This is a genomic window from Amycolatopsis kentuckyensis, from assembly GCF_002155975.1.
GTDB classification, from domain to species: domain Bacteria; phylum Actinomycetota; class Actinomycetes; order Mycobacteriales; family Pseudonocardiaceae; genus Amycolatopsis; species Amycolatopsis kentuckyensis.
Genome location: NZ_MUMI01000137.1, coordinates 1 through 19,208, shown reverse-complemented (window position 1 = coordinate 19,208; position 19,208 = coordinate 1). Strand labels below are relative to the sequence as shown.

20 protein-coding genes and 1 pseudogene are annotated in these 19,208 nt (G+C 71.8%); 7 read left to right on the top strand and 14 right to left on the bottom strand.

Annotation, left to right across the window (positions count from 1 at the left end):
* Positions 1-575: pseudogene (locus tag CCN39_RS14990) on the bottom strand (S8 family serine peptidase); the annotation flags it as partial.
* Between the two features lie 580 nt (positions 576-1,155).
* Positions 1,156-2,727: a deoxyguanosinetriphosphate triphosphohydrolase family protein gene (locus tag CCN39_RS14985; RefSeq protein WP_086842438.1), complete on the bottom strand. Its 1,572-nt coding sequence runs from the start codon at positions 2,725-2,727 to the stop codon at positions 1,156-1,158.
* A gap of 74 nt (positions 2,728-2,801) precedes the next feature.
* On the opposite strand from CCN39_RS14985, the gene CCN39_RS14980 reads away from it, so the two are divergent.
* The gene (locus tag CCN39_RS14980; RefSeq protein ID WP_086842437.1) at positions 2,802-3,143 is read left to right on the top strand and encodes a PASTA domain-containing protein; all 342 of its coding nucleotides are present in this window, start codon (positions 2,802-2,804) and stop codon (positions 3,141-3,143) included.
* Here the strand turns inward: CCN39_RS14980 and CCN39_RS14975 are convergent.
* Both CCN39_RS14975 and CCN39_RS14970 read right to left on the bottom strand, forming a co-directional pair.
* Positions 3,140-3,775 carry an SRPBCC family protein gene (locus tag CCN39_RS14975; RefSeq protein WP_086842435.1) on the bottom strand — a complete coding sequence of 212 codons (636 nt, stop codon included), beginning with the start codon at positions 3,773-3,775 and terminating at the stop codon, positions 3,140-3,142. The genes CCN39_RS14980 and CCN39_RS14975 overlap by 4 nt on opposite strands.
* Complete coding sequence (locus CCN39_RS14970) at positions 3,772-4,119, bottom strand: ArsR/SmtB family transcription factor (protein ID WP_086842433.1); 348 nt, start codon at positions 4,117-4,119, stop codon at positions 3,772-3,774. Before CCN39_RS14970 ends, CCN39_RS14975 begins: the two co-directional genes overlap by 4 nt.
* 127 nt (positions 4,120-4,246) lie before the next feature.
* Here CCN39_RS14970 and CCN39_RS14965 point away from each other — a divergent pair, with 127 nt between their 5' ends.
* Complete coding sequence (locus CCN39_RS14965; protein WP_086842431.1) at positions 4,247-5,914, top strand: GGDEF domain-containing protein; 1,668 nt, start codon at positions 4,247-4,249, stop codon at positions 5,912-5,914.
* On the opposite strand, the gene CCN39_RS14960 is transcribed toward CCN39_RS14965, so the two are convergent.
* Entirely contained in the window at positions 5,911-6,540 is a 630-nt protein-coding gene (locus CCN39_RS14960) for a TetR/AcrR family transcriptional regulator (RefSeq protein ID WP_086842429.1), read from the bottom strand. The genes CCN39_RS14965 and CCN39_RS14960 overlap by 4 nt on opposite strands.
* A 44-nt stretch (positions 6,541-6,584) precedes the next feature.
* Between CCN39_RS14960 and CCN39_RS14955 the strand changes: the two genes are divergently transcribed.
* Positions 6,585-7,778: a glycosyltransferase gene (locus CCN39_RS14955; RefSeq protein WP_086842427.1), complete on the top strand. Its 1,194-nt coding sequence runs from the start codon at positions 6,585-6,587 to the stop codon at positions 7,776-7,778.
* Between the two features lie 3 nt (positions 7,779-7,781).
* Here CCN39_RS14955 and CCN39_RS14950 read toward each other — a convergent pair whose 3' ends face one another.
* Genes CCN39_RS14950 through CCN39_RS14935 form a run of 4 tightly spaced genes read right to left on the bottom strand, consistent with a single transcriptional unit; the run spans position 7,782 to position 11,402 of the window.
* The gene (locus CCN39_RS14950) at positions 7,782-8,942 is read right to left on the bottom strand and encodes a sulfotransferase family protein (protein ID WP_086842425.1); all 1,161 of its coding nucleotides are present in this window, start codon (positions 8,940-8,942) and stop codon (positions 7,782-7,784) included.
* A gap of 8 nt (positions 8,943-8,950) precedes the next feature.
* A complete protein-coding gene (locus tag CCN39_RS14945) occupies positions 8,951-9,739 on the bottom strand; it encodes an SDR family oxidoreductase (RefSeq protein ID WP_086842423.1) in 789 nt (262 codons plus the stop codon).
* The gene (locus CCN39_RS14940; RefSeq protein WP_086842421.1) at positions 9,736-10,926 is read right to left on the bottom strand and encodes a hypothetical protein; all 1,191 of its coding nucleotides are present in this window, start codon (positions 10,924-10,926) and stop codon (positions 9,736-9,738) included. The genes CCN39_RS14945 and CCN39_RS14940 overlap by 4 nt, the downstream gene beginning before the upstream one ends.
* The gene (locus tag CCN39_RS14935; RefSeq protein ID WP_086842419.1) at positions 10,923-11,402 is read right to left on the bottom strand and encodes a nuclear transport factor 2 family protein; all 480 of its coding nucleotides are present in this window, start codon (positions 11,400-11,402) and stop codon (positions 10,923-10,925) included. The genes CCN39_RS14940 and CCN39_RS14935 overlap by 4 nt, the downstream gene beginning before the upstream one ends.
* A 39-nt stretch (positions 11,403-11,441) precedes the next feature.
* On the opposite strand from CCN39_RS14935, the gene cysD reads away from it, so the two are divergent.
* The 3 genes from cysD to CCN39_RS14920 are packed head-to-tail and all read left to right on the top strand — an operon-like array spanning position 11,442 to position 14,590.
* Positions 11,442-12,374, top strand: coding sequence for a sulfate adenylyltransferase subunit CysD (gene cysD / locus CCN39_RS14930; RefSeq protein WP_167455090.1), 933 nt, complete (start codon positions 11,442-11,444; stop codon positions 12,372-12,374).
* Positions 12,374-14,185 carry an adenylyl-sulfate kinase gene (gene cysC, locus CCN39_RS14925; protein WP_086842416.1) on the top strand — a complete coding sequence of 604 codons (1,812 nt, stop codon included), beginning with the start codon at positions 12,374-12,376 and terminating at the stop codon, positions 14,183-14,185. The genes cysD and cysC overlap by 1 nt, the downstream gene beginning before the upstream one ends.
* A gap of 33 nt (positions 14,186-14,218) precedes the next feature.
* On the top strand, positions 14,219-14,590 hold the full coding sequence (locus CCN39_RS14920; protein ID WP_086842414.1) for a VOC family protein: 372 nt from the start codon (positions 14,219-14,221) through the stop codon (positions 14,588-14,590).
* 3 nt (positions 14,591-14,593) lie between these two features.
* On the opposite strand, the gene CCN39_RS14915 is transcribed toward CCN39_RS14920, so the two are convergent.
* From CCN39_RS14915 to CCN39_RS14900, 4 genes are read right to left on the bottom strand one after another with little or no spacing between them, the layout of a single operon-like run.
* Positions 14,594-15,298: a class I SAM-dependent methyltransferase gene (locus tag CCN39_RS14915; protein ID WP_086842440.1), complete on the bottom strand. Its 705-nt coding sequence runs from the start codon at positions 15,296-15,298 to the stop codon at positions 14,594-14,596.
* 19 nt (positions 15,299-15,317) lie between these two features.
* Positions 15,318-15,971 carry a response regulator gene (locus CCN39_RS14910; protein WP_086842411.1) on the bottom strand — a complete coding sequence of 218 codons (654 nt, stop codon included), beginning with the start codon at positions 15,969-15,971 and terminating at the stop codon, positions 15,318-15,320.
* Entirely contained in the window at positions 15,968-17,194 is a 1,227-nt protein-coding gene (locus CCN39_RS14905; RefSeq protein WP_086842409.1) for a sensor histidine kinase, read from the bottom strand. Before CCN39_RS14905 ends, CCN39_RS14910 begins: the two co-directional genes overlap by 4 nt.
* 57 nt (positions 17,195-17,251) lie before the next feature.
* The gene (locus tag CCN39_RS14900; RefSeq protein WP_086842407.1) at positions 17,252-17,716 is read right to left on the bottom strand and encodes an Lrp/AsnC family transcriptional regulator; all 465 of its coding nucleotides are present in this window, start codon (positions 17,714-17,716) and stop codon (positions 17,252-17,254) included.
* Between the two features lie 111 nt (positions 17,717-17,827).
* On the opposite strand from CCN39_RS14900, the gene CCN39_RS14895 reads away from it, so the two are divergent.
* Positions 17,828-18,769 (top strand): DMT family transporter, encoded by a 942-nt coding sequence (locus CCN39_RS14895; protein ID WP_086842406.1) that lies wholly within the window; start codon positions 17,828-17,830, stop codon positions 18,767-18,769.
* On the opposite strand, the gene CCN39_RS14890 is transcribed toward CCN39_RS14895, so the two are convergent.
* Positions 18,705-19,208, bottom strand: a 504-nt coding sequence (locus CCN39_RS14890; RefSeq protein ID WP_208630236.1) for a TRADD-N-associated membrane domain-containing protein, incomplete at its 5' end; no start/stop codon positions are given. The genes CCN39_RS14895 and CCN39_RS14890 overlap by 65 nt on opposite strands.

Here is a 19,208-nt window from a genome sequence, read left to right as displayed (position 1 = left end):
GCGGCCGCACTGCGCTGGGATTTCGCGTTGACGGCCTTCTGCAGCTCACCGGCGATGCGATCGGCCTTCTGCTGCTTGGTTTCGGTCTTGGTTTCCGTGGTGCTCGGCGTGGCGAGTTCCCGGGCGGTCATCGCCTGGTCGGCCTGTTCGACTCGCTGGACGTCACCGCGCGCGGCGATCTCGCCGACCTTGTCGAGCGGCACTTCGGCGCGGACGCTGCCGTAGCGGTCGGACACCGCGCGGATGCCCGCCCCGGCCTTGGTGAGCCCGGCGAGGAGGTCCGGCGAGACCTTGCTCGCGCGGATGTCGACCAGGACGGTCCCGGCCGCGGAAACGGTGGCCCCAGACTGCAAACTGTTCAGCTGCTTCGCGACGCCCTTGGTGGCGACGAGCAGCTTGCTGTCCACTTTGGACTCGGCGGCGGTGCGGCCCGCCTTGACCGCCTGCAGGGCGGCGATCTGCTGCTGAGCGGTCTCGCTGAACGCGTCCGGTGCGGACGCGGGTGCGGCCCCCGCGACGGGCGGGGAAACCAGGCCGAGCGCGGCGAGCAGGGCCGCGGCTCCGGCGGTGAACACAGTGGATCTCGATCTCGTGGAACGGGTACGACGCACGGGCGCCCTCCGAATCTCCAGGCGCGTGCCCCGACTCACGCTGACCGACGCCGGTGATCACCGGCTGAACCCAGTCAAGTACCGGTAGTTCTCCGTAAACATCAGCCGTTCGAGTGACAAAGGACGGATAATTTCCCGAATGGGCCGGACGATGTAGGCCGTTCAGCGCAGCGGTGAACCGGTCACCGGACACGCACCGGACAAATGATCGCTCCACGGTGAGCCGCAAGGGTGACCACGGACTGGGATGTCCACATGCAACTCGCCGGAGCGTGCAACCGGCGAGGCCACGGGAAAAGTTCGTTACCGCCCGGAGGCCCGAGTCCCGCCTCCAATCACGCGAGTCCCGCCTCCAATCACACGAGATCGGCCCCTGATCACGCGAGTCCCGGCCCGGCTCACGCAAGATCGGCCCCTGATCACGCGTGTCGTCCCTCCAGACACACGTGTCGACCCTCCAAACACGCGAGTCGGCCGCTCCCGCACGTCGCTCACCCCTGATCCACCGGGCACCCCGCAGTCCGGCGCGGCGAAGCCCGCCTCCTCAGAGCACGAACGAATCCGACCACGGCTGCGAGGCCCGCCCGGACAACGCGTCCAGCAGCGTCACCGCCTGCTTGTCCGTCAGCGACGCCACGAAGTCGACCACCGCCCGGCCGCGCGCCAGGCCGCGCACCGCGTCCGCTCCCGTCACCGGCTCGCCCGTCGCCCCCACCAGCAGCTCCGGTGCCGTACGCGCCAGTCCCGCGTACTCCGCGCGGGCCAGCTCGACCAGGTCGTGCAGCCGGCGCGGCAGGCGGGAGACCTCGTCGCGGTCGAGGAGCCACGCGTCGAGCGCGTCGACCAGGCTCGTCACCGCCCCGGCCTGGCCGCGCTGGTGCAGCGCGAGGTCCGGGCGCAGCAGCACGAACCGGCGGTGCACGAACTTGAGCACCTGGACCTCGTGCCACTGGGCGGGCCGCAGCGAGACGTGCCCGGTGCGGGTGGACGGCGAGGCCAGCAGGAACACGCCGTCGACCAGGCGGGCCGTCCAGTTCGCGGAGAACGCCGCCGTGGCCTGCTCGGCCTCGATCGAGCCGTCGAACTCGCCGGCCAGCAGGCCGTCGACCAGCTCCGCGCGGACCCGCGCGACGGCGGCGGCGAACGCGTCGTCGTCGACGATCCAGGCGTCCTTGGCGTGCATGCGACGGCGGAGGCGTTCCAGCGACCGGCCCGGCCGGCGCAGCTCCGCGTGCAGCGTCTCGTCGTCCAGCGACGCCAGCTCGACCGCGTGCTCGAGCCACTCCCCCAGCTCCGCGGCCACCGGCGCGTGCTGCAGGACGCCGATGCGGTGGAAGTCCTGCAGGTCGTGGATGGCGTAGGCGATGTCGTCGGCGGTGTCCATCACGGACGCTTCGACCGTCTGCTGCCAGCCTTCGACGCGGCCCGCGAAGGCCGCGCGCGCCTGCTCGAAGTCGTCGAGTTCGGTGGCGTAGGCGGAGAACTTGGCCGCGCCGGTGCCCGGCAGGTCGCCCGGTTCGGCCGCCCCGCGCGGCGGCACGGCCAGCTCCGACGGGTGCGGCGCGGGGTGGTGCAGCCGCAGCCACGGGTACTTGAGGACGGCGGCGCGCACCGCGGCGGTCAGGTCCAGCCCGATCGCCGACGGCCCGCGCACGTCGGTGGTGGTGATGATCCGGAACGTCTGCGCGTTGCCCTCGAAGCCGTCGGCGAGGCCGAAGCGGTGGCGGGCGATCCGGTCGAGCGTCTGCTCGCCGAGGTGCCCGAACGGCGGGTGCCCGAGGTCGTGGGCGAGCGAAGCCGCCTCGGCGACGTCGGGGTCGCAGCCGCCCAGCTTGTCGGCGAGGCCGGCGTCGGGCCCGCTGGTGATGCGCTCGGCGATGGCGCGGGCGACCTGCGCGACCTTGAGGCTGTGGGTGAGCCGGTTGTGCAGCAGCCCGGCCCCGCCTGCGCTGACCACCTGCGTCACGCCGCCGAGCCGCGCGAAGAACGGCGACGCGGCGATCCGGTCGCGGTCGATCCGGAACGGGCTGGTCGCCAGGTCGGTGAACCCGCCGACGTTCGCCACGGGATCGCGCCGCGCGGCCCGCGGGTCGGTGTGCTCGCTGCCCTGATCCATGCGCCCGACCTTATCCGGAGGTTCACCTGAACGGCGGGCAGGCGCGTGGGTACCCCGGAGGTATGTCCCGACGGATGCTCACGGCAGTCGCGGTCCTCGCCTTCGCCCCGGTCGCGTGCGGCGCCCCGCCCGGCGCACCCGGCACGACCACGGTGGTCACGACGTCGACGTCCGCCTCGGCTCCGGCGAAGCTGATCAAGGTCCCGGACGTTTCGGGCATGAACCACCAGGACGCCCAGAACGCGATGCAGCGGGCGGGGCTCTACAACCTGCGCGAAGTCGACGGCACCGGCCAGGGCCGCGCGCTGGTGATCGACCGCAACTGGCGCCAGACGGCCCAGGACCCGCCGGCCGGCACCGAGGTCCCGGCCGACGCGGTGATCACCTTGACCGCGGTCAAGTACGACGACCGCTAGGCCTCCGGCGGGGTCGTGTACGCCTTCAGCGTGCGGTCTGCGGCCGCACGGGCCTGCTCCGGGTCCGCACCCGCCGCGACGTCCGCCTCGTACCAGGCCTCGTTCGACGCCGTCATGAAGCGGATGCCGTCCGGCGACATCATCCAGGCCATCGCCGCCTCCGGGTCGACCGCCGTGCCCGGTGCGGACAGGTGCAGGACCAGGCCGACCAGCGCCATGTCCCAGCCGATGCCGACCGCGCCCGGGCCGAACTCGTCCCAGCGCTCGTCGACGTGGGCCACGTGCTCCAGCTCGAACCGCGTGCCGGAACCCTCCGGCGTCAGGCGGACCTCGATCCAGCTGACGTTGCCGCCGAACTCCCACGTCGCGGCGAAGCTCTTCGGCGGGTCGCAGCGCTCGACCGTGCCGCCCGCGTTGCCCTCCAGCTGGTACTTCCCGCCGACCTTCAGTTCCCCGCTGACCGGCAGGAACCAGCGCGGGATGCGCTCGGGGTTCGTGCAGGCGTCCCACAGGTCGTCGACATCGGTGTCGTAGACCTGGCCGATGGTCAGGACGCGGGCTTCCCGCCCCTCGAGCACCCGGTCTCCGAGCGTCCGCCGGACGGCGCTGATCTGGTGGCTGACGTCGATCACGAACCTTCTCCTTCACTGAGGCGCCGGGCACGCTTGCCGCGGGCGATTTCGGTGGCCAGCGCGTCCAGCGGTGGCGTCCAGTACCGGCGGAACCGGTCGAGCCAGACGTCGACGTCGCGCAGCGGGGCGTGGGCGAGTGCGTACAGCCGCCTCGTCCCGTCCTGGCGGACGACCGCGAACCCGTTGTCCCGCAACACCTTCAGGTGCTGCGACACCGCGGGCTGCGAGATGCCGAACTCGGCCCGGATCAGCTCGGTCACCGCGCCGGCGGCCCGCTCGCCGTCGGCCAGCACCTCGAGGATCCGGCGGCGGACCGGGTCGCCGAGGACGTCGAACGCGTGCACCCCGCCAAGCTACAAGCAGCCACTTATATAAGTCAACGCTGAAACAGTTACGCCGATGTGGGTAACCCCCGGTGAACATCAGCCGACATCGGTTCCGCTCGGCCGCGCGACCCGCGACGATCGGGCCGTGAAGTCGCCACGCGCGGTCCGCTTCGCCTTCCAGCCGCTGTACAGCCTCCACACGGGAGGCGTCGTGGCGCACGAAGCGCTGGCCAGGCCCGGTCGCGGAACGGTCCCCGAACTGCTCGCGCAGGCGCGCCGCGACGGCCGGCTCGCCGAGGCCGATCTCGGGCTCGCCGTCGCCGCCGTCCGGCAGGACGCGGAGAACCCGACGTCGCTCCCCCTGCACCTGAACCTGTCCGCCCGCACCCTGGCCGCGCCGCCCGCGATGTACGAGGACCTCCTCGAGGCGCTCGGCGCCGCGGGCCGCCGCACCCGCGACGTCGTCCTGGAGATCGGGCCGCCGTTCGCGCCGCTGCCCGCCGGCCGCGCCGTCGCCGGGATGCGGGAGCTCACCGAGCTCGGCTTCCGGCTCGCGCTCGACGGTCTCGGCCGCGGCGACCTGCCGCTGGGCCTGCTGGTCGAGGCGCCGATCGACCTGGTGAAGCTCGACCGGACCGTGCTGCGCGGGCTGCCGGACGACCCGGCGTCGGTCGCCGTGGCCGAGGCGCTGCTGCACTACACGAACCGCACCGGTACCCGGCTCGTCGCGACCGGCGTGGAGACCGGCGAACAGCTCGACGCCGTCCGCGGCCTGGGTGTCCGGATCGCGCAGGGACACCTCCTCGCACCGCCGACCGCGGCCGGTCCCGCGCCCGCCCTGCTCACGCGCGGCCGTCCCGCGACCGGGGCGCCGGCGCCGTGCGTCGGCGACTTCCTCCGCCCGGCGACGACCCTGCCGGAAACGGCGACCTGCGACGAAGTCCGCGCGGTGCTCGCGGCGGCCGACGCCCCTTCCGGCGTGGTCGGGGTGGACGAGCTGAACCGGCCGCGCTGGTCGGTCGACCGGACGCGGTTCCTGGTGGCGGTCACGGGTCCGTACGGGCACGCGCTGCACGCGAAGCGCCCGGCGGCCCGGCTCGCCGACACCCCGCACACGATCGAGGCCCGCGCGGGCGCGATGGAGTTCCTCGAGCTGGTCACCGACGCCGACTGGGGCCGCACCGGCGACGACGTGGTCGTGGTCGACGAGCTCGGCCGCTGCCTCGGCGTGGTGCTGGTGACCGAGGTGGTCCGCGGCGTGGCCGAGGCGAAGGTCGAAGCGGCGGCGGCGCTCAACCCGCTGACCCGGTTGCCGGGCAGCGACACGATCGCCCGCGACGTCGCCCGCCGCATCACGATCGGCGAGCCGTTCGTGGCGGCCTGGCTGGACATCGACGGCTTCAAGGCGATCAACGACACGGCGGGCTTCGCGGCGGGCGACAACCTGATCCGCGAGCTGGGCGCGGCGCTGACGGAGCTGGCCGGCGGCCTGCGGCGGATGCGGGTGAGCCACGTGGGCGGCGACGACTTCCTGGTGGTGTGCGACGTCGACGAGATCGCGACGGTGGCGGGAGCGCTGCTGGACAGGTCGTGGTCGGCGGAGGGCCTGCCGGTGACGGTGTCGCTGGCGACGCTGGTGTGTGCGAGCGGGGCGATCGGGTCGTACCAGGAGGTTTCGCGGCTGCTGGCGCCGTTGAAGAAGCGCGCGAAGGCGGTGCCGGGGTCGAGCTGGGTGCTGAGCCGCCCGGGTGCGGAGCGCGTGGAAGTGCTGCGCGGCATCGGCACCCGGGGCTTGCAGGCCGCCGCCGGCTAACGCCAGTCGAGCGTCAGCTGGGCCTGGACCGCCATCGCCGCCCACTCCACGTACTCCTCATGACCCCAGCCGCACACCGCGGTCAGGTGGTCGTAGGCCTCGTGGGACATGATCAGCCCGATCGCGTCGGCCAGGCGGCCGATCGCCTCCCCTCCGGGCGCCAGGCCCGCCGCCACCAGGCGCCCGGCGATGTCGGCCCGGCGCACCACCGCCAGCTCCGCGCGGACCGCGGCCACCTCCGCGTCCGCCGCGGCCGCCGTCGTGAACGCGCGCCAGATCGGCAAGGAGGCGCGCATTCCCGCCGCCACCCGGGACACCACCGCCGGCAGGTCCGCCGGGCCGGCCGGGCCCGCCACGGCGTCCAGGTCCATCGCGTCCGGGTCGCCCGCGAAGCCGTCGCGGAACGCGGCCAGCAGCAGCTGCGGCTTGCGGCCCGCCTGCGTCACCGTCTCCAGGCTCACCCCCGCTTCCGCAGCGATCTGCCGCATGCTCGTGCCCGCGTAACCCCGCGCGGCGAACAGCTTCCCGGCCGTCGCCACCACGTGGGCCCGCGTGCGCCGGGCGCGGGCCTCCCGCACCGGCGAGTCGTACCGGCGCCGCGCGCCCCCGGGATCAGGTATCGTCATCGCTATTCGATAGTACAGCGTATCGATCAATGTCGGGAGGGGCCATGACCCGGGTACTCGTCTGCGTGCAGCCCGCGCGCGGGCACGTCGGGCCGACCAAGCCGGTCGTCGAGGCGCTGGTCACCGCCGGCCACGAGGTCGCCGTCGTCACCGGGGCGCGCTACCGGCGGGCCTTCGACGAGCTGGGCGCCACCGTCGAACTCCTGCCCGGAGAGGCCGACTTCGACGAGACCGACCTGGACGGCACCATCCCCGGCCGTGCCGGGTTGCGGGGGCTGAAGCTCGCCCGGTTCGAACTGGCCCACTTCGTCCGCGCGATGCCGCACCAGCTGAGCGTGATCGACGCGCAGGACGCCGACGTCGTGCTGTGCGACCCGCTGATGATGGCCGGCCTGGCCCTGGTCCGGCGCGACCGGCGGCCACGCCTGCTGACGCTGGGGTTCCTGCCGTTCATGCCCCCGGTCCCGACCAGCCCGCCCGGGCACCCTCTGCGCGGCGCGATCTTCAGGAAGCTCGCGCCGTGGGTGACCGGGCCCGCGCAGAAACTGGCGGAAGACCTGCTCGGCGGCGACCCCGGCATGCTCTTCACGGACTGGCCCCTGCACAGCGACGGCGTCCTCCAGATGACCTGCCCGGGCTTCGAATACCCGCGCGAGGGAGCGCCGCTGCACTTCATCGGGCCGACGACGGTCAGCGCGGCGAGCGAACACCCACTGCCGCCGTGGTGGGCCGACCTCGACGACGGCCGGCCGGTGGTGCACGTGACCCAGGGGACGATCGCGAACGACGACCTCGGCCGGCTCGTCGAACCCGCGATCGACGCGCTGGCCGGCGAGGACGTCCTGGTCGTCGCGACGACCTGCGGCGGCCGGCTGCGGCCCGGCCCGCTGCCGGACAACGTCCGGGTGGCCGAATTCCTGCCCTACGACGAGCTGCTCCCTCGCTGCGCCGCGATGGTCAGCAACGGCGGGTACGGCGGGGTCAACCACGCCCTCCGCTACGGCGTGCCGCTGGTCGTGGTCGGGGCCAGCGAGGACAAGCGCGAGGTCGCCGCCCGGGTCACCTGGTCCGGAGCCGGGATCGGCCGGGCCCGCCCCACGGCCTCGCCACGGACGCTGCGGCGAGACGTCCGCGCGGTCCTGGACGATCCGCGCTACCGCGACCGCGCGCGGGAGCTGGCCGGAGAAATGGCCGCCGGACCGACGATGGACGACGTGGTGAAGCTCGTCGTCGGCTGAGGGTCACGAACCGTGCGCCGCCAGGTAGCTCGCGAATCGCTCGTCGACCTCCTCGGCCGTCAACCCGAAGTCCGCCAGACTGTAGCGGTGCACGGGTTTCCGCTCGCCGGTCCGGCTCGCCTCGTGCACCGACGTCATGGCCGCGCGCGCTTCCGGCGTGAAGTCCAGTCCGAAGTGGTCGTACACAGTGGACACGGTGCCGATCGGGTTCGCGACGAAGTCCTCGTAGCGCACATCGCAGAACTGCGCCGGGTTGTGACGTGCGCGGGCCCAGCCGAACTCGTCCGCCCCGCGCGCCCACAGGTCGAGCTGCCCGCGGCCGATCACCTCGCCCCGGAACTTCGACGACCAGCCGTCCGCGGCCTTCTCGGCGAGGCTGCACATCGACGCCATGATCGTGCTCGGCGCCCGGTGCGTCTGGATCACCAGGGCGTCCGGGTAGTTCGCCATCAGCGCGTCCAGCGCGAACAGGTGGCTCGGGTTCTTGAGCACCCAGCGCTTGCCCGCGTCCGGCAACCCGATCAGCTGCAGGTTGCGCTTGTGCCGGGCGTAGGCGTCCGTCCAGTCCTGTTTGGCCAGCCAGCGCGAATACCGCGGCAGGTTGGCCAGGCATTCGAAGGACACCGACCGCATCGACTGGCGCAGCAGCTGCCAGCACTCCTCCACCTGGTCGGCGGACATGTGGTGCACGCCCATGAACTCCGGGTGCTCGACGTGGTGGCGTTCGTAGCCGGCCTGGATCCCCTGGAAGATCGGGTTGTCCGCCCACGACGACCGCGGCGGCCGCGGCTGCGGGACCTCGGCGAGCCACACTTCGAGCCCCTGGTGCGCGGGGTCCTCGGCGAGCAGCCGGTGCAGCGCCGTCGTGCCGGTGCGGGGCAGCCCGGTGACGAAGATCGGCCGCTCCACGCGGACGTCCGCGTACGCCGGGTTCTGCTTCCACGACGCCTCGCTCAGCAGCCGTGCCACCAGGGCGCCGCGCAGGAACGCCCGGTGCACCTTGTTGCCGTACGGCGTCAGTTCCTCGTCCGCGTCGTACGACTCCAGCAGCACGCGCAGGCCTTCGAGGTACTCGTCGGCACCGAAGTCGTCGAGCCCGGTGAGCTTCGACGCCGAGGCGTGCAGGTCCTCGACGGTGCCCACGTCTTCGCGGCCGGGAAGCATCGATCCTCCTAGTGGTGGTACTCGCCGCCGTTGACGTCGAGGCACTGCCCGGTGATCGCGCGCGCCATCGGCGAGGCGAGGAACACCACCGCGTCGGCGATCTCGTCGGGTTCCGGCAGCTTGCGCAGGTCTATTGTGGACGCCGTCTCGCGGTAGACGTCCTCGGGCGTGATGCCGCGTTCCTTGGCCAGATAAGCGAAGTACCACTGGAGGTTCGGCCCCCAGATGTAGCCGGGCGCCACGGTGTTGACGCGCACGCCGTCCGGTCCCAGCTCGCTGGCGAGGCTCTGGGACAGCGACAGCAGCGCCGACTTCGCCATCTTGTAGGCGCCGAATGTCCGCCGCGAGTGCCGCAGCACGGCGGAGTTGATCATCACCAGCGAGCCCTTGCTCTCCTTGAGCGCGGGCAGGAACAGCCGGGTCAGCCGGAGCACGGAGATCGCCGCGGTCTCGAAGCCCGCGCGGACGGCGTCGAACTCCACCTTGGCCAGATCGGTCAACGGCGGGACGGCGAAGGCGTTGTGCACCACCGCATCCACCCGCCCGAACGCCTCGACCGCCTCGCGCACCAGGTTCGCGGCCGAGTCGGCGTCGTCGATGTCGGTGCGGACCGCGACCGCCCGGCGGCCGAGGTCGGTCACCTCCTTCGCGACCTCGCTCAGCCGTGACTCGGTGCGGGCGGCGAGCACGACGTCCGCGCCGGCCTGCGCGCTGCGCACGGCGATCGACCGGCCGAGCCCGGGCCCGATCCCCGAGACGACGACCACCTTGCCCTGCAACAGGTTCTCCACGCTCACCCCAGCATCCGGGCGGCGACGGCGTCCTGCCGGGCCGCGATCCGCGCCGCCCACTGCTCCGGCGTCACCCGCGCGTCGGCGTAGTGGGGCAGCCGGTCGGGCAGCTCGTCGGCCTTCACCACCTCGACGACCGGGCCGTCGTCCGGGCCGAGGTCCCGGGCGAGCCGCTGCCAGCGGATCTGCACGTACCCGCGGTCGTGCCCGGTCAGCTCCAGCCAGTTCGCCAGGCCGGGGTCGCGTTCGGCGATGACGAACCGGATCTTGCCGTCCGGGTCGACGCGGGCCTGGTCGGCGGTGAGGCTGGTCTGGTGGTTGATGTAGTCGAGCGAGACGTACCAGAGGCTGCCGAGCTGGATGCCCTGGTAGGGGGCGTCCGCGCAGCGCGGCACGGTGACGATCATCGCCTCTTCGTCGCTCAGCTCGTAGTGCCCGGCCGAGGAGAACTGCGTGGTGAGCCCGCCCGGCGTCGAGCGCGGCTCGGTCAGCGTGTTCACCGGCAGGTCGTAGTAGAACCACTTCGGGAAGGCCAGGAACGTCTTGAGCCGGCTCAGCAGGATCTTTCCGGTGACGCCGTAGCGCTTGGCCAGCGCGGACCGGTCCGGCACCGGCGGCGCCTGGCCCGCGGTGTCGACGCACTGGATGCGGATCTCGCCCCGCCGTTCGGTCGCCCAGTCGCTGTAGACCTCGCGGACCACGAGCATCGACGAACCCTCGCCGAGGACGAAGTAGTTCGGTCCCGGGTTCTCGCGAGCCGGGCCGAAACGCAGCTCGAACCGGCCGTCCGGGCCGATCTCGATCTTCCGGTCGTCGAACGCGGCGAGGCTGTCGGGCACCTCCACCGGCGAGTAGTCGCCGTTGAGGACCTGGAAGCTCAGGTCGGCGGTCGTGCCGCGGACGCCGGTGACGAGGTACTCGCGGTCGGCGCGGATGTTCGCGTTGAAGTACAGCGTGTCCGGGTTGTCCAGGCCCATCTTCGTGTAGGGCCCGGTGGACGCGGTGAAGTACGGGAAGTCGCGCTGGTAGGCCCAGGCCATCTGCAGCGACGCCCGGATGCTGCCCGCGAGGTAGTCGTAGCCCTCCAGGAGACCCTGCTCGGTCTGCGCCGGCGGGGCCTCGGCGATCAGTTTCTCGGCCTCGGCGATGGCGTCGGCGAACGACCGGGTCAACGAGAACTCGTTCTCGATCATGCCGGGACAGCCCAGCGGTTCGCGAGCAGCCGGTAGCCCGGGATGGCGTCCCAGGACATCATCGATTCGTAGGTCCGGACGTACCCGATGTGCGAGATCCGCCAGGCGCCGTCGTTGTCGCGGCGGTAGGTGTCCTCGTAGAACGCGGCACCCTCGATGATCACCTTGTGGTCGGGCACGATGACCTTGTCGGTGAACGACCACCGCCCGGTCGCGGTGTCGCCGTCGACCTCGATCTCCGGCTGAGCTGCGTGGTGCACGGTGATGATGCCGTTGCCGAGGCTCTGGGTGAGGAACTCGACGATGGCGTCGCGGCCCTCGAACTGCTTCCCGTCACTCCCGACCGCCCGGGTCCCGTAGTCGGCCGTGGCGTCGACGGTGAAGGTGTCGGCCACCTCGTCCCACAGCTTCAGGTCCACCCCGCGCAGGTACCGGTACTTCAGCCGCTTGATCTCTTCGAGTACGACCAGGTCCATGTCACTAGCGTCCCGCACGGCTTGACCAAAGACAAGAACATGTTCTACTTTTTTCCGGTGTCCGTGACCTCGTACGAGCTCTCGCACCTGGCCGCGCTCGAAGCGGAGGCCGTGCACGTCTTCCGCGAAGTCGCGGCGACCTTCGAGCGCCCCGTCCTGCTCTTCTCCGGCGGCAAGGACTCGGTGGTGATGCTGCACGCCGCCGCGAAGGCGTTCTGGCCCGCGCCGCTGCCGTTCCCGGTGCTGCACGTCGACACCGGCCACAACTTCGACGAGGTGATCCGGTTCCGCGACGAGACCGTGGCCGCCCTCGGCCTGCGCCTGGAAGTCGCGAGCGTCCAGGACGACATCGACGCCGGCCGCGTCGTCGAGGAGACCGGGCCGCGGGCCAGCCGCAACCGGCTGCAGACGGTGACGCTGCTGCGGGCGATCCGCGAGGGCGGCTTCGACGCCGTGTTCGGGGGCGCCCGCCGTGACGAGGAGAAGGCCCGGGCCAAGGAGCGCGTGTTCAGCTTCCGCGACGAGCACGGCCAGTGGGACCCGCGGGCGCAGCGCCCGGAGCTGTGGAACCTCTACAACGGGCGGCACCGCCGCGGCGAGCACATCCGCGTCTTCCCGCTGTCGAACTGGACCGAACTCGACATCTGGCAGTACATCCGGGACGAGCGGATCGCGCTGCCGCCGCTGTACTACGCGCACCGACGCCCGGTGGTCCAGCGCGACGGCATGCTGCTGGCGGCCACGCGCTTCCTGTCCCTTGTGGACGGCGAGACGCCGTACGAGGCGACCGTGCGCTTCCGGACCGTCGGCGACGCCACCTGCACCGGCTGCGTCGAGTCGTCGGCGACGACACCGTCCGAAGTGGTCACCGAGGTGGCTGCCACCCGCGTCACCGAGCGCGGTGCCACGCGCGCCGACGACCGGATTTCCGAAGCCGGCATGGAAGACCGCAAGCGAGAGGGCTACTTCTGATGCAGCTGCTGAGGATCGCCACGGCGGGAAGCGTGGACGACGGGAAGTCCACGCTGATCGGCCGGCTGCTGTTCGATTCGAAGGCGATCTTCACCGACCAGCTCGCCGCCGTCGAACGCGCCAGCCGCGACCGCGGCGAGGACTACCCGGACCTCGCGCTGCTCACCGACGGCCTCCGGGCCGAGCGCGAGCAGGGCATCACGATCGACGTCGCCCACCGCTACTTCGCCACGCCGCGGCGGAAGTTCATCATCGCCGACACGCCGGGGCACCTGCAGTACACCCGGAACATGGTGACCGGCGCCTCCACCGCCGACCTGGCGCTGGTCCTCGTCGACGCGCGCAAGGGCGTGCTGGAGCAGTCGCGGCGGCACGCGTTCCTGGCCTCGCTGCTCGGGATCGGGCACCTCGTGGTGTGCGTGAACAAGATGGACCTCGTCGGGTGGTCGCAGGAGCGGTTCGACGAGATCCGCGAGGACTTCCGCCGGTTCGCGATGAAGCTCGACGTCGCCGACCTGACGTTCGTGCCGGTTTCGGCGCTGCACGGCGACAACGTCGTGCACCGCAGCGCGAGCATGCCGTGGTACGAAGGCACCTCGCTGCTGCACCAGCTGGAAGAGGTGCACGTCGCTTCCGACCGCAACCTGATCGACGCGCGGTTCCCGGTGCAGTACGTCATCCGGCGGTCCGACTTCCGCGGCTACGCGGGCACCATCGCGGGCGGGGTGTTCAAGCCGGGTGACGAGGTCGTGGCGCTGCCGTCGGGGTTCACCTCGAAGGTGCGCGCGGTATGGGGCCCGGGTGGGCAGCCGCTGGAGGAGGCGTTCACCGGGCAGGCGGTGGCGGTCGAGCTGGCCGACGACCTCGACCTCGGCCGCGGGGCCATGCTGTGCCGCCCCGGCAACCGCGCGGAGTCGGCCCGCGAGGTCGACGCCCTGGTGTGCTGGTTCTCCGAGCGCGCCGCCCTGACGCCGGGCGCGACCTACGCGGTGCGGCACACGACGACCGAGACGCGGGGCACGGTGGAGCGGCTGGAGTACCGCCTCGACGTCACCACGCTGCACCGCGACGAGACGGCCGAAGCGCTGTCCTTGAACGACATCGGCCGCATCCGGCTGCGCACGCGGTCGCCGCTGCTGTTCGATCCGTACCGCCGCAACCGGGCCACCGGCGGCTTCCTGCTGGTCGACGAGCACACCGGCGACACGGTGGCGGCGGGCATGATCACCGGCGCGGTGGCGTCCCCGGTCGTCTGGCACACTGCGGCGGTGCGGCGCGAAGACCGCCCGACCCGTGGCGCGACGGTGTGGCTGACCGGGCTTTCGGCGTCGGGCAAGTCGTCGGTGGCGGTCGAGCTGGAACGCCGGCTCGTCGCGGCCGGTCGCCCGGCGTACCTGCTCGACGGCGACAACCTGCGCCACGGGCTCAACGCCGGTCTGGGGTTCAGCCCCGAGGACCGCGCGGAGAACGTCCGGCGGGTGGCGGAGGTCGCCCGCCTGTTCGCGGACGCGGGCGTGGTGGCGATCGCGTCCCTGATCAGCCCGTACGCGGAGGACCGCGCCCGGGCCCGGGCGATCCACGACGGGCTGCCGTTCGTGGAGGTCTTCGTCGACACACCCCTGGAGGTGTGCGAGGCGCGCGACCCGAAGGGCATGTACGCGAAGGCGCGCGCCGGGGAGATCACCGGCTTCACGGGCATCGACGCCCCCTACGAACGTCCGTCGTCGCCGGACCTGGTGCTGAGGCCGGGCGACGGCGACCCGACGGCGATGGCGGCGGCCATCCAGGCCCTGCTCGACGACCTCGGCTGAAAATCCGTTGCCCGCGCACCTAGGCTGGGCTGCATGACGTCGGTCAGGCAGGTTCAGGTCACCTTCGACTGCGCGGATCCCGAGCGCGTCGCCCGGTTCTGGTGCGAGGTGCTGGGGTACGAAATGGAGAGCTGGGGCGGTGCCTGCAGTGATCCCACCGGCGTGGGCCCGCGGCTGTACTTCCAGCGCGTGCCCGAAGGCAAGGTCGTCAAGAACCGGGTGCACCTCGACGTCCGGGTCGGCACCGGGCTCGTCGGCGAAGAGCGGCTCGCCGTTCTCGAGGCCGAGTGCACGCGGCTGGAAGCGCTCGGCGCGAAACGCCTGTGGCTCCAGAAGGCGGACGAGGAAAACGAGTCGTGCCTGACGATGCAGGACGTCGAGGGCAACGAGTTCTGCCTCGACTGACGCCTACTCCGCTTCCACCACGAAGAAGAGGAAGCTCGGGAAGGTGTCGAGGATTTCGAAGTCGCCGGGGAACAATTCCCGGGCCTCCGGGACGGGGTGCGGTTCGCTGATGACGGCGATCCGGAAGCCCGCGGCGGTGAAGGCGTCGGTCATGGCGTGCAGCGGCTTGTTCCAGAACGTCATCCGCGCGGTGTGGCCGCGCATCTCGAACTCGTCGGTCCAGGTGTACTGCTCGAAGTAGTCGGGCCGGGGCCCTTCGTGGCGGTGCGTGAGGTTGACCATCATCGGGTGGTTGACCGAAGCGATGAGCCGGCCGCCGGGCTTCAGCACGCGCCGCACCTCGGCCAGCGTCGGCGCCCAATCCCGCAGGTAGTGCAGCACCAGGGACGCCACCACGTCGTCGAACTCCGCGTCGGCGAACGGCAGCGGTTCCGCCAGGTCGGCGACCCGCAGGTCCGCGTCCTCGCCGAGCCGCCGTCGCGCGTGCGCCACCATGGCGGCGCTCTGGTCGAACCCGGTGACGACCGCGCCCCTTTCCCGCAGGGCCGCGAACAGCGGGCCCGAGCCGCAGCCGGCGTCGAGGATCCGCCGCCCGGCCGCGTCGCCGACGAGCGCCAGGGTCGCCGGCCGCTCGTAGTGGGCGTTCATCAGGCTGGTTTCGTTCTCGTCCGTGTAGGCCCCGGCGAAGTCGTCGTATGCGGCGGTCATGCGGCCCATAGTGCCCGAATCAGCGCGACGGCGTCACGAAGCCCGAGTCGTACGCCCGGATCACGGCCTGGGTGCGATCCCGGGCGCCGAGTTTCGCGAGCACGTTCCCCACGTGGGTTTTCACCGTCTGGACGCCGACGTACAGTTCGCCGGCGATCTCCACATTGGACAGTCCGCCGGCCATCAACCGCAGCACTTCGCGCTCGCGTTCGGTCAGCCCGGCCGTGGCCAGGCCGTCGCCGGCCGGAGCCGGGGCGTGCTGGGCGGCCAGCCGCCGGATCGCCGCCGGGAACAGCAGCGATTCGCCGGCCACGACGGTCCGGATCGCCGTGACGATCTCCTCCGGCCGGGCGCGCTTGAGCAGGAACCCGCTGGCACCGGCGACGAGCGCGTCGTAGACGTAGTCGTCGTTCTCGAAGGTGGTCACCACGATCACCTTCGGCGGTTCGTCCAGAGTGGACATCAGATGCGTGGTGGCCCGGATCCCGTCCACGGCGGGCATCCGCACGTCCATCAGCACGACGTCGGGCCGCAGCCGGGCGACCAGCCCGGGCACTTCGGCGCCGTCGGCGGCCTCGCCGAGCACGGTCAGGCCGTCCTCGCTGTCGACGATCGCCCGCAACCCGGCCCGGATCAGCGGTTCGTCGTCCACCAGCAGCACGCCGACGCTCATCGCCCGCTCCCCCACGGCACCCGCACCACGACCTCCCACGCACCGTCCACCGGCCCCGCCGACAGCTCACCACCGAGCACCGCCACCCGCTCGGCCATCCCCCGCAGGCCCCGGCCGCCCCCGGACCGGCGCGCGCCGGCGCCCAGCGGGTTGGCGACCCGCGCGCGCAGCTCGTGCGCCGCGACGCCGACGACCACCGTCACCGGGACCCTACCGGCGTGGCGCACCGCGTTGGTCAGGCATTCCTGCAGGATCCGGTACACCTCGCGGGACACCACCGGCGGCACCGCGGCCAGGTCGCCGCCGAGGTCGGCGGTCACGTCGGTGCCCGCCAGCCGGGTCGTTTCGAGCATGGCCGGCAGTGCGGTGAGCGTCGGCTGCGGGGCCCGGCCCGCCGCCTCCTCGCGCAGCAGCCCGAGCACGTGGTCGAGGTCGTCGAGCGCCGTCCGGGCCGACTCCTCGATGGCGCCGAGCGCCCGTTCGGTGAAGTCCGGGTCGGTGCGCAGCGTCCGCCGGGCGGCCCCCGCCTGGACGGTGACGACGCTCAGCGCGTGCCCGACCGAGTCGTGCAGCTCCCTGGCCAGCCGGTTGCGTTCGGTGAGCTGTTCGGTCCGCCGTTCGAGCCGGGCGATCCGGTCGGCGGCAGTGGTCCCGAGCAGCGCGATCGCGGCCCGGCGCAGCAGCCCGCCGGCCACGCTGACGGCGTAGGCCAGCAGCACCAGGCCGGATCCGAAGGCCAGGGGCAGCCACGCCGACGCCCAGCCCGTCGGCACGCTGACCGCGTCGCCGTCGCCGGTCTGGAACAGCTGCCCGGTGAAGACGGCGCTGATCGACAGCCCGACCCCGACGGGCGCGGCGAGGCTGAAGAAGCTGACGACGAACCCGGTCCCGACGTGCAGCACGAACATCACCGCGGCCCGGCGGCGGCCCTGGCGAGTGTGCGGTTTCGCGGGCGCGTCCGGCACCGGGTCGTCGAGCAGCTCCCGGACCGCGGTCGACTCGAGGACGTGGACGGCGGGCAGGAACGCGGTCCCGGCCAGCACGGCCAGGGTGAGCAGGCCGCCGACGAGGGTGGCCCGGTCCAGCGTGGTGACGAACGGCAGCAGCGACGGCACGGCGACGGCGGCGAACAGCAGGTAGGGCACGCTGATGGCGCCACCGAGGACGAGGTAGACCCAGCGACGGTAGGTCGCCTTGCTCGTCAGGGGCCGGAGGATGCGCACCGGCCGATCTTCGCAGCCCGGCGCCCGGGCGCGCCTCCCTCCTGCGGTGGACCCGCCTCAGCCGTCGCTCTCGGCCGGCGTGACCACGGTGCGGCGGAAGTGGTTGAAGATGACCGACGTCCGCACGTCGACGATCTCCCGGCGCTGGGTCAGCCGATCGAGGACGAACCCGCTCAGCTGGTCGTTGTCGGCGACGGCGATGTGCAGCAGGAAGTCGTCGCTGCCGGACATGACGAAGACGGAGAGCACCTCGGGCAGGCCGGTGACGAAGGCCCGGAAGGATTCGATGACGGCCCGGTCGGGCGGCCGCAACCGCACGGCGACCATCGCCTGCACGGGCCGTCCGATCTTCTTCAGGTCGACGTCGACGGTGTGCCCGCGCACGATCCCGCGCCGGGTCAGGTCCCGCACCCGTTCCAGGCACGTCGACTGCGCGATGTGCAGGCGGCGGGCGAGTTCCTTGTTGGTCTGCTTGGCATCCTCCTGGAGGAGGGTCAGCAGGGCCGTGTCAAGTTCGTCCATCGGCAGCGGACTCCGCTTCGGTGACTCGTGTTATTCGCCATTTTGGCGGTCTCGCCGAATCTAGCACGGCGTTGGGCCAGGAAAGAGCGTTCGTTGTCTACCTTTGCGCCCATGATCACCGATTCCCGGCCCACTCGTCTTTCCGTGGCCGCCGTCCTGGGGGCGGCGCTGATCTGGAGCAGTTCGTTCGCGGTCACCAAGGTGGCGCTGGCGCAGATCTCGCCGATGACGCTCGGCGCGCTGCGGTTCGCCCTGGCGGCGGCGATCCTGGGGGCGGTGGTCCACACGGGTCCGGACCGCCGTCGCCTGCCGTCGCCGCGGGAGCGGCTGTTCATCGGCTGGGCGGGCCTGCTGGGGATCACGGCTTACTTCGCGCTGGAGAACGCCGGCGTCGACTTGGCGTCGGCTTCGGACGCGACGCTGATCGTCGCCGCGTACCCGATCCTGACGCTGGCCCTGTCCGGCCGGACCGAGTTCTCGCCGGTCCGGTTGACCGGGATGCTGCTGGCGGTGGCGGGTGTCTGGCTGGTGGTCCGGGGAGACGGCGCACACTCGCTGCAGGGCGACCTGTTCCTGATCGCGGGCGGAGCGGCTTGGGCGGCGTACAACGTCCTGGCGCGACGGGACGGATCCGGCGCTTCGCCGATCGTGGTGACGTACTACCAGACCCTGGCCGGGGCGGCCGGGTTCGTCCCGCTGTCACTGTCCGAAGTGGACCACTGGCGGCTGCCGAGCGGGGCGAACGTGCTGCGGATCGTTTTCCTGGCGGCCGTCTGCTCGGTGGCGGCGTTCCTGCTGTACAACCACGGGCTCCGGCGACTGGAGGCGACTGTCGCGGTGAACCTGCTGAACGTCGTCCCGGTGGCGGGCCTGGTGTGGGCGGTCGTACTGGCCGGGGAGCTGCTCACGGCCACCAAGGTGCTCGGCGGCGCGGTGGTCATCGCCGGGGTGACGCTCGGGGCGCGCCGGAAACCGGCCAGGCGAGCGACTACCTCTTCAGTTCCATCACGTCCGAAAGCGATTCGGCGTTTTCGTCGGGGAACAGCTGCTTGATCCCGGCAATGGCGATGAGCCGGTTGCGCATTTCCACATCGTCGAGCAGGTCGAGGACGCCGAGCGCTCGCTCCAGGTTGTCACTCTCCTTCAAGTTGTCGCCCGCTTTCTCGAACCAGGCACTAGCCCGTTTGTCCGCGACATCGGAACGCTGGTACAGGAGCGCCGCGATCGACGTGTTCACCACACCGGCGACGCCGGAGACGATAGATGCGTCCAAACTGGCGAAGTACGCCATGATCGCACCGGCCAGAATGGTCGAGAAGCCCATCGCGCCCAGCACGAGACTGAACCAGAAGGCGATCTTCGACCGGCTCAGCGCCTCATCGGCATACCGGGTGTACCGGTTGACGTCACGGGAGGCTGCATCAACGGCATTTGCGACGATTTCCGCCGCCACACTCTTGAGGTGAACCCGCTCGGTCCCCGGCGCGCCGGG

Coding starts and splice junctions, on each gene's coding strand:
- CCN39_RS14985 (WP_086842438.1), bottom strand. CDS start 2,727: ATGGATCAGGGCAGCGAGCACACCGACCCGCGGGCCGCGCGGCGCGAT.
- CCN39_RS14980 (WP_086842437.1), top strand. CDS start 2,802: ATGCTCACGGCAGTCGCGGTCCTCGCCTTCGCCCCGGTCGCGTGCGGC.
- CCN39_RS14960 (WP_086842429.1), bottom strand. CDS start 6,540: ATGACGATACCTGATCCCGGGGGCGCGCGGCGCCGGTACGACTCGCCG.
- CCN39_RS14955 (WP_086842427.1), top strand. CDS start 6,585: ATGACCCGGGTACTCGTCTGCGTGCAGCCCGCGCGCGGGCACGTCGGG.
- CCN39_RS14950 (WP_086842425.1), bottom strand. CDS start 8,942: ATGCTTCCCGGCCGCGAAGACGTGGGCACCGTCGAGGACCTGCACGCC.
- CCN39_RS14940 (WP_086842421.1), bottom strand. CDS start 10,926: ATGATCGAGAACGAGTTCTCGTTGACCCGGTCGTTCGCCGACGCCATC.
- CCN39_RS14935 (WP_086842419.1), bottom strand. CDS start 11,402: ATGGACCTGGTCGTACTCGAAGAGATCAAGCGGCTGAAGTACCGGTAC.
- cysD (WP_167455090.1), top strand. CDS start 11,442: ATGTTCTACTTTTTTCCGGTGTCCGTGACCTCGTACGAGCTCTCGCAC.
- cysC (WP_086842416.1), top strand. CDS start 12,374: ATGCAGCTGCTGAGGATCGCCACGGCGGGAAGCGTGGACGACGGGAAG.
- CCN39_RS14920 (WP_086842414.1), top strand. CDS start 14,219: ATGACGTCGGTCAGGCAGGTTCAGGTCACCTTCGACTGCGCGGATCCC.
- CCN39_RS14915 (WP_086842440.1), bottom strand. CDS start 15,298: ATGACCGCCGCATACGACGACTTCGCCGGGGCCTACACGGACGAGAAC.
- CCN39_RS14910 (WP_086842411.1), bottom strand. CDS start 15,971: ATGAGCGTCGGCGTGCTGCTGGTGGACGACGAACCGCTGATCCGGGCC.
- CCN39_RS14900 (WP_086842407.1), bottom strand. CDS start 17,716: ATGGACGAACTTGACACGGCCCTGCTGACCCTCCTCCAGGAGGATGCC.
- CCN39_RS14895 (WP_086842406.1), top strand. CDS start 17,828: ATGATCACCGATTCCCGGCCCACTCGTCTTTCCGTGGCCGCCGTCCTG.